Source organism: Caulobacter sp., assembly GCF_017744445.1.
Taxonomy (GTDB): domain Bacteria; phylum Pseudomonadota; class Alphaproteobacteria; order Caulobacterales; family Caulobacteraceae; genus Caulobacter.
Genome location: NZ_JAGIBH010000031.1, coordinates 1 through 8,234, shown reverse-complemented (window position 1 = coordinate 8,234; position 8,234 = coordinate 1). Strand labels below are relative to the sequence as shown.

General features: G+C 68.3%; 7 protein-coding genes and 2 pseudogenes. 2 read left to right on the top strand and 7 right to left on the bottom strand.

Annotated features, from left to right (window positions below; genetic code table 11):
- Positions 1–416 (bottom strand): 30S ribosomal protein S7 (gene rpsG, locus J7528_RS23225; RefSeq protein WP_291879585.1); only part of this gene is annotated, 416 nt, incomplete at its 3' end.
- Between the two features lie 12 nt (positions 417–428).
- A complete protein-coding gene (gene rpsL / locus J7528_RS23220; RefSeq protein ID WP_291879583.1) occupies positions 429–800 on the bottom strand; it encodes a 30S ribosomal protein S12 in 372 nt (123 codons plus the stop codon).
- 23 nt (positions 801–823) lie between these two features.
- On the opposite strand from rpsL, the pseudogene J7528_RS23215 reads away from it, so the two are divergent.
- Positions 824–1,054, top strand: a pseudogene (locus J7528_RS23215) (hypothetical protein).
- 123 nt (positions 1,055–1,177) lie between these two features.
- Entirely contained in the window at positions 1,178–1,942 is a 765-nt protein-coding gene (locus J7528_RS23210; RefSeq protein ID WP_291879580.1) for a hypothetical protein, read from the top strand.
- Between the two features lie 3 nt (positions 1,943–1,945).
- Here the strand turns inward: J7528_RS23210 and J7528_RS23205 are convergent, their stop codons facing one another.
- From J7528_RS23205 to J7528_RS23185, 5 genes and pseudogenes are all read right to left on the bottom strand, one after another.
- Positions 1,946–3,115, bottom strand: coding sequence for a glycosyltransferase (locus J7528_RS23205; protein WP_291879577.1), 1,170 nt, complete (start codon positions 3,113–3,115; stop codon positions 1,946–1,948).
- A gap of 59 nt (positions 3,116–3,174) precedes the next feature.
- Positions 3,175–4,971 (bottom strand): methyl-accepting chemotaxis protein, encoded by a 1,797-nt coding sequence (locus J7528_RS23200; RefSeq protein WP_291879574.1) that lies wholly within the window; start codon positions 4,969–4,971, stop codon positions 3,175–3,177.
- Positions 4,972–5,076: 105 nt separating this feature from the next.
- Positions 5,077–6,219: an acyltransferase gene (locus J7528_RS23195; RefSeq protein WP_291879572.1), complete on the bottom strand. Its 1,143-nt coding sequence runs from the start codon at positions 6,217–6,219 to the stop codon at positions 5,077–5,079.
- A 97-nt stretch (positions 6,220–6,316) separates the two neighbouring features.
- Positions 6,317–7,651 carry a Xaa-Pro peptidase family protein gene (locus J7528_RS23190; protein ID WP_291879569.1) on the bottom strand — a complete coding sequence of 445 codons (1,335 nt, stop codon included), beginning with the start codon at positions 7,649–7,651 and terminating at the stop codon, positions 6,317–6,319.
- A 160-nt stretch (positions 7,652–7,811) separates the two neighbouring features.
- Positions 7,812–8,234, bottom strand: a pseudogene (locus J7528_RS23185) (DNA-directed RNA polymerase subunit beta'); the annotation flags it as partial.

Here is an 8,234-nt window from a genome sequence, read left to right as displayed (position 1 = left end):
CGCTTCTTCACGGCGGTGCCGCGGTTGTTCGAGGCGTCGAGCAGCTCACCGGCCAGCTTTTCGGTCATGGTGTTCTCACCGCGCTTGCGAGCGGCGGTCACCAGCCAACGGATGGCCAGGGCGCGGCGACGGTCCGGACGGACTTCAACCGGCACTTGGTACGTGGCGCCGCCGACGCGGCGCGAACGGACTTCGATCGCCGGGGCGACGTTGTCCAGAGCGGAGTGGAAGGTTTCAAGCGGACCTTGGTCCTTGCGCTTGGCTTCCAGGATGTCGAAAGCACCATAGATGATGTTTTCGGCGACGGCTTTTTTGCCTTCGTACATCACGTAGTTCATGAACTTCGTGACAACCAGATCCCCAAACTTGGGGTCCGGCAGGACTTGACGCTTCTCTGCGCGGCGACGGCGGGACATTCTTCTTCTTCCTTACTTCGGACGCTTGGCGCCGTAGAGCGAACGACGCTGCTTACGATCCTTGACACCTTGGGTGTCGAGGACGCCGCGCAGGATGTGATAACGGACGCCGGGCAAGTCCTTGACGCGGCCGCCGCGGATGAGCACCACCGAGTGCTCCTGCAGGTTGTGGCCTTCGCCCGGGATGTAGCACACGGCTTCGATGCCGGTGGTCAGACGGACCTTGGCGACCTTACGGAGAGCCGAGTTCGGCTTCTTCGGGGTCGTGGTGTAGACGCGCGTGCAGACGCCGCGACGCTGGGGGCAGCCCTTCAGGGCCGGCACCTTGTTCCGTACCGGCTTCGGAGCGCGCGGCTTACGGATGAGCTGGTTAATGGTAGGCATTAAGTCTCTGCTCTGATGGAAGCGTGTGCCTTTCGGCCGAAGCGCTTCAGGTCCTTGTCTTTGTTGTTCTTGGTTCAAGGCTCCGCTTGGAGACCCGATAAACACGAAACTCGCCGGGGCGCGGGAAGCACACCGGCGGAACGCAAGCTCATCAGGACGCACGCGAACGCACGCCTCGAAAAAGAGCGCGGTATGTACTCGCGAAGCCGCTGAACGTCAACCGCCTGTTCCTGCGTCGGTTAACGCCGCCTTAAGGCCGGTTTTGCGGCCAAGTTTTCGCCACCGCAAGCTGCGCTTGCTCACGGTCAAATGGAGCGACTTGTTTGCCAGCCCGCTCTCTCCATGTGGGGAGGCGGGAGCCAGCGCCAAGAGGACCGGTGAGCGTCAGCGTGAGGATCAGCGGACAGGACAGGCGGCGGGCGACCATTGTCGCCGGCTCGCTGCTGTTGCACGTGCTGTTGCTGGCCTGGCTGGCCCTGCCCGTGCCGCCGCTGCTGGAAAACCTGATCGCCGACGACCTGCCGACGGTCACGGTCGACCTGATCCGGCCGAAGACTGAAGAGCAACCCAAGCCTCGCCCCGCCGCCGCGACGCAGGCGCAGACGCCCTCCCCGGTCTTGCCGTTCCAGGTGCGCCAGCCGGCCCGGCCCGCGCCAGCCGGCGTTCCGACCCTGAGCGTTCCCGCCGCCGGCGTCGCGCGACCGGGCACGGCGATCCGCCCCGCGCCCCTGCCGGGCGATGCGGCCGGGGACCTGCGCTCGGCCCTGCGCACCAGCACCGGCTGCATCAGCGCCGACGCCGTGGGCCTGAACCGCCGCGAACGCGAGAAGTGCGACGAACGCTTCGGCGCGGCCAAGCCCAAGGGCGATCCGCTGTCGGGCATGAGCGCCGCCAAGCGCCGCGAGCTGGAGGCCCAGGGCGCGGCCCAGGACGCCTATCGCCGCTACCTCGACGCGCCCATGGCCCCCGGCGTCGACCATCGCAGCAAGGACCAGCCCGGCACGATGAAGGAGATCCCCTTCGTCCTGGGCGCCGAGCAGGACGGCCTGGGCCGCGCCCGCAAGTCGGTCGTCGACCAGAAGCGGCGCGAAGCCGACAGCGCCGACCGCGCCCGGCGCTTCCTGGAGCTGCAGAAGAAATAGGCCTTAGGCGGCCTTGGCCGCGGCGATGATGGCGTCGACCCGATGCTCGAACCGGTGAGCGGCGACGGCCCGCGCCTGTCCCGCCAGGCCGATCGCGTGAGCGATCTCAGGCTTATGGACCAGCGCGGCCAAGTCGGCGAGATCCGACTCCAACCGGGTCCACTTGTAGGACAGCACCTCGCGCCCCGCTTCGAACTGCTCGGTCCACCACGCCCCGTCCGTGACGACGGCGGCGCCGGCCAGCATGGCGGTCAGCGGACGCTCGTGCGAGCCCCGGCCGAAATTGGCGTTGGCGTTCAGCACCACCCTCGCGCGGGCCATCAGGGCGACAGTGTCGGACAGGGTCATCGCCGGACCCAGGCGGAAACTCTTGTGGCGCTCGATCCAGCCCTCGTAGCCCGAGCCGACGCAGAACACCGGCAGGCCCGCCTGGCCCGCCAATTCGAGCAGGGCTTGCCGACGAAGCTGGCGCACCTGCTCGTGCACCCAGGTCGCATAGCGGCGCATGCGCTCGTAACGCGGATGAGCCGGGTCCTCGCCGTAGTCGCGCAAGGATCGGTCCAGGGCCTCGAGCGCCGGCAGAAACTCCGTGCCCAGGGCCAGGTCCAGCGCGCGGTCGAAAATCTGGCGGATGCCCACCCCCTCCTCGGCCCAGGGAAGAGTCTCGGCGCGGTAGAACGAACCGGCGAACAGGATCGGGATCGGCCGTTGCTCGGCAAAGACCTCGGCGTCCGCGTCGGCCGGCGTCGGCTTGCCCACCGCCGCGTGGGGGCAGAAGGCGACATGGGCGAAGTGGTCGGGCCCGAAGGTCCCCTGGATCGCGTCGACATGGGATGGGTCGACCGTGAGGATGACGGTCTCACGGGCCGTGGCCTCCAGCTGGGTCAGGTGACTCAGCGGATAGTCGACATGTTGCAGCACGTGCGGCGCGGCGAAGATCTCGCCCAACGACTGGCCGATCAGCCCTCGCGCGTCGCCCAGGATGCCGTAGGTATGGACGAGGTCGGTGGGCGCTTCGGCCGCCGCGCGCAGGGTGGCGGCGAGATCGGCCTGCCCCACGGCGTCGATGACGACCGCCTCGTGCCCGGCGGCCGTGAAGGCGGCGGCCAGCTCATCGGTGAAAAGCCGGGTCGCGTCGTACTGTGACGGACCCTTGATGAAGACGGCGCGCATGGACGGTCCCCTTTACTCTGCGGGGGACCCTGACCAAACGTGGTTAACGAAGCCTTGCCTTAGGCCGCGCGGCGGACCGAAGCGGCGCCGGCGCCCACGCGGAAGCGCTGAACCAGCTCGGCGAGGCCGCGCACCTCATCCAGCAGCGACTGGCTAGAAGCCGCCGAACGGCTAGCCATGGCCGTGGTGTGCTGGGTGCCCTGATCCATTTGATTGACGGCGGTGTTGACCTGCGACAGGCCGGCGGCCTGCTCGTGGGCCGAGGCGGCGATCTCGGTGATCACGCTGCTGATCGCGCCCACCTGGCCGGCGATGCGTTGCAGGGTCTCGCCGGCCGCGCCGACCAGCGACACGCCCGATTCCACCTGCCGCTCGGAGTCGGCGATGTGGACCTTGATCTCCTTGGCCGCTTCGGCCGAGCGCTGGGCCAGGGCCCGCACTTCCTGGGCGACGACGGCGAAGCCACGGCCGGCTTCACCCGCCCGCGCGGCTTCGACGCCGGCGTTCAGCGCCAGCAGATTGGTCTGGAAAGCGATCTCATCGATCACGCCGATGATCTGGGCGACCTGGCGGGACGAGGCCTCGATGCCGCCGATGGCCTCGACAGCCGAGGCGACGACGTCGCGCGAGCGGCCGGCCTCGACCTGGGCGGCGTTGACGGCGCTATGAGCTTCCTTGGCGCCCTCGGCCGTGCGGCGGACAGTGGCGGTGATCTCGTCCAGAGCGGCGGCGGTCTCTTCCAGGCTGGCGGCCTGTTGCTCGCTGCGGCGCGACAGGTCGTCAGCGGCCGAGGCGATGCCTCCGGCCCCGCTGTTCAGGCCCGATACGGCCGAGACCACGGCGGACATCGCGCCTTCCAGGCCCTCGACGGCGCGGTTGAAGTCGGCGCGCAGGCCTTCGTAGTCGTGGGCGAAGGGTTCGGTCAGGCGCACGGTGAGATCGCCGGCCGACAGGCTGTGCAGGCTCTCGGCCAGGCGCTTGACCACCTGGGCCTGCTCGGCCGCGCGGCGGGCGCTGTCGGCGCCGGCGGCGTCACGCTCGGCTTCCGAGGCTTCACGATGAGCGGCCGCGTCGGCGGCGATGCGGTTCTTTTCCAGCGCCTCGTCGCGGAAGCCGTGCACCGCGTCGGCCATCAGGCCGATGTCGTCGGCGCGGCCGGCGAACGGCAGGGTCACGGTCAGGTCGCCGCGCATCAAGCGGCTCATGGCGTCGCGCAGTGTCGACAGCGGCGACAGCTGGCGGCGGGTCATTAGCACCGAGGCGCAGCCGCCGGCCAGGCCCAGCAGCAGGCAGGTCAGGGCTAGCACGGTCAGCTGGTGATAGACGGGCTGGAAGTAGTCAGCTTGCGGCACGCCGACATACAGCACGCCGATCACCGCGCCCGAGGCGTCCTTGATCGGGTCATAGGCGACGAAGAATGGCTTGCCCAGGATCTTGGCCTCGCCGCGATAGGGCTCGCCCTTGCCCAGCACCGCGTCATAGACTGGGCCCTTGGCCAGGCTGGTGCCGACGGCGCGCGAGCCGTCCGGCTTGGTGACATTGGTGGTGACGCGCTTGTCGCCCATGAAGACGGTGGCGGTGCCGCCGACCAGGGCTTTCACCCGATCGACGCCGGCGAAGTCGCCGTTCACGGGGTGGTCGCCGACCAGCAGGGTGTCGCCCTGGCGGCTGAAGCTCTTGCCGCGCTCGCCGATCACATCCCAGGCCACCCGCATGCTCGACTCCTGGGCCTGCGTCGCCTGCTGGCGGGCGAAGTCCAGGGAGCTCTTGGCCACGATCCCGAGGACCGCGAGGGTCAGGACCAGGAAGGCCGAGGCGATGGTCAGGCTGACCTTGGTGGAGATGCTGGCGCGCATGAGGGCCCGGAAATTTGAGCGAGATCAAATTCCGGGATGCCCCGTATAGTTAAAGTCCTGATTAATAACGTTGTTCGGAAAGCGTCATAGTCACGCTCCGCGACGTTACGACGCAGATTTGGCCAGAAATCTGCTCGCCAGGCGGCGCCGGACCGGCTCGTCATAGAGCTTCAGGCAGGCCCACGCGATCGTCACCGCGCCCACGAACACACCCACGGCGACCAGCGCGCCCCGCCCGACCGGCGGCTTCTGGTCCACGACCCAGGTCGTGTAGATATAGATGAGCGGATAGTGGGTGATGTAGAGCGGGTAAGACAGATCGCCGAAGAAGCGGGCGATGCGCACGCTGGGTCCGTCGACATCCTTCTCGCCCGCGCCGATGGCGACGATCAGCGGGAACAGCACGATCACGCAGGCCGCCTCGTACAGACCGTTGATCCAGCGCTGGTCGCCCACGCCGAAGCGCGGCAGCGACAGGGCCGCGACCAGCAGCAGGCTGCAGACGGCGAACGCGTTCTTGACCTTGATCCGCTTGCCCAGGCGCATCAGCAGCACGCCGGCGAAGAACGGGAACATCACGCGGGTGAGGCCAATTTGCACGCCCTTGGCGTCCAGCGCCCAGCCGCCGATCACGTCGCCGCGCGGGCCCAGGACCAGGAGGCCGATCAGCGCCACGGCCGACACGGCGACCAGCGCGCCCAGCCAGCGGATAGGCAGCTTCCGCAGGCCCACGGCGTACAGGATGTTGGCGATGTACTCGTAGAACAGCGACCATTGCGGCCCGTTCAGCGGATAGATCTCGCCCCAGCCGCGAATCTCGGCCGACGGCGTCATCGGGATCATCACGAAGCTGAGCAGCAGAACGCCGAGGATTTGCCAGGGCGTGACCGTGTCCAGCTTGGGAAACAGCGATCCGTGCTGGAACGCCAGCAACGCGGCCCCGATCAGGCCGCCGACGATGATCATCGGCTGCAACCGCACCAGACGGCGCTTGTAGAAGTCCCACGGGCTCATTCCCGCGCCCCACCGGTCGTCATAGGCATAGGCCACGACAAAGCCCGACAGCAGGAAGAAGAAGTCCACCGCCAGGTAGCCGTGGTTGATGATCTGCTTTTCCGGATCCCCGCCCGACCAGGCCTCGAACAGGTGGAAGACCACCACCATCAGCGCCGCGACGCCGCGCAGACCGTCCAGGATGACGTAGTGGCTCTTGGCGGGCGCCGTGGCGTCCGTGGCGGTCGTGGTCATGCGCTGTGTGGGCTCCCCACCCTGTCGTTCTTGGCGACGAACTCAAGTCGCGTCGCAGGGATGCGGGGTTTGCAGCTCAACCGCAAGGGGCTTCCGTTCACCCCCGCGCCATGAAGCTTTCGATCTCCTGGGTGGTGCGCGGTACGCCGGTCGACAGGCGTTCGGCGCCGGTCTCGGTAACCAGGTACAGGTCTTCGATCCGGATACCGTAATTGGCCGATTGCAGGTAGAGGCCCGGCTCCATGGTGATGACCGAGCCGGCCGGGATCGGCTGAGAGGTGTCGCCCGGGTCGTGGACGTCCAGGCCGACATAATGGCCCAGGCCGTGAGTGAACTCGTCGATGCGGCCGGCCTTGCGGAACACCGCCTTGGCCGCTTCGCTGAGGTCTTCCAGATAGGCGCCGGCCTTCAGCTTCGAGACGGCGGCCGTCTGGGCTTCCAGCACCAGGTCGTAGAGCACCTTCTGCTCGGGCGTGAACTTGCCCGACGCCGGGAAGGTGCGAGTGACGTCGCAGGCATAGCCGCCGACCGAAGCCCCGGCGTCGATCAGGATCAGCTCGCCGCCATGCACCATGCCGGTGGCGGTGGCGTAGTGCAGCGAGGCGGCGTTGCGGCCCGAGCCGACGATGCTGTCATAGGCCAGGCCCGTGCCGCCGGCGCGGCGGAAGGCGCTCTCGACGATGAAGCGCAGCTCGTTCTCGGACATGCCGGGCTTGGCCTGCTGCATGGCCGCCAGGTGGCCGGCGCGGGTGGCGTCCATGGCCTTGCGCATGATCTCCAACTCGCGCGGCTCCTTCACGCAGCGCAGACGAGGCAGCAGGCCCGTATCGTCACGGACGGCGCAGCCCGGCACGCGCTGGGCGACCTTGCCGTAGAGCTCCAGGACCGGAGAGACGGGCGCATTGGCCGAGCCGATCGGTCCCAGATAGCGCAGCTCCTTGGAGCGCGAGGCCAGGGATGTCACCAGGCCGCCCAGGGCCGAGGTGCGCATCACCCGCTGGACGCCGACGCGCTGTTCCAGCATCGCGCCCAGCGGCATGCGCTCCTGGTTCCAGCGCTCGGTTTCGGTGTCGCGCGAGGGCAGCAGCAGCCACTCCTTCACGGTGCGCTCGGCCGGGGCCAGGACCAGGATGGCGCCGGGCTCGTCGACGATGCCGGTCAGCCAGGCGAAGTCGCCGTTCTGATAGAAGGGCGACGCGACCGGGGCGCTGCTCTCGACGGCGTTGGCGCCGTAGATCACCGCCACGCCGGTCTTCAGCTGTTCCATCAGCTTGGCGCGGCGGGCGCGGTAGACGTCCGGCGCGAACGGGCTGGTCCCGGCGGGCGTGGCGTAGCCGGCCGGCGGCAGGACCTGAGCCCCGGCATGGAAGGCCGCCCCGGCGGCCAGGGTGGCGCTGACGCCGGTCAGCAGCCTGCGACGATCAAATTGCATGGTGAGGCCCCTCTTCGCCGAGAGGTTGGCATGGCCGGCTCAAACGAAAAAGGCCCGGGATCGCTCCCGGGCCTTTCCGTTAGTCACTTGAAGCAGAAGCCTACTCGCTGTCGGCCCCGGACGCCCATCGGGCGTCCGAGTTTCCGAGTGTCTCGGACGCCTATTCGGCGTCCGAGAGCGCGATCTCGGCCGGCAGCGGCTCCATCGCTTCTTCGCGCTGCTGGGCCAGCTGCTCGTCGCGCTTGGCGGCGACGCGCTGCAGGCTGCGCAGGTAGGAACCCGTACCGGCGGGGATCAGACGACCCACGATGACGTTTTCCTTCAGGCCTTCCAGGGTGTCGGTCTTGCCGTGCACCGAGGCTTCGGTCAGGACGCGGGTCGTTTCCTGGAACGACGCGGCCGAGATGAAGCTCTTGGTCTGCAGCGAGGCCTTGGTGATGCCCAGCAGCACCGGCTGGGTCACAGCCGGACGGCCGCCGCGGGCGATCGCCTTGTCCTGTTCCTTGTCGAACTCGGGCTTATCCAGGTGGTCACCCTTGATGAGGCCCGTGTCGCCCGGCTCGAGGATCTCGACCTTCTGCAG

Excerpts from the sequence above, each read along its gene's own strand:
- J7528_RS23195 (WP_291879572.1), bottom strand. The coding sequence starts at position 6,219 with ATGACCACGACCGCCACGGACGCCACGGCGCCCGCCAAGAGCCACTAC.
- rpsL (WP_291879583.1), bottom strand. The coding sequence starts at position 800 with ATGCCTACCATTAACCAGCTCATCCGTAAGCCGCGCGCTCCGAAGCCG.
- J7528_RS23205 (WP_291879577.1), bottom strand. The coding sequence starts at position 3,115 with ATGCGCGCCGTCTTCATCAAGGGTCCGTCACAGTACGACGCGACCCGG.
- J7528_RS23200 (WP_291879574.1), bottom strand. The coding sequence starts at position 4,971 with ATGCGCGCCAGCATCTCCACCAAGGTCAGCCTGACCATCGCCTCGGCC.
- J7528_RS23190 (WP_291879569.1), bottom strand. The coding sequence starts at position 7,651 with ATGCAATTTGATCGTCGCAGGCTGCTGACCGGCGTCAGCGCCACCCTG.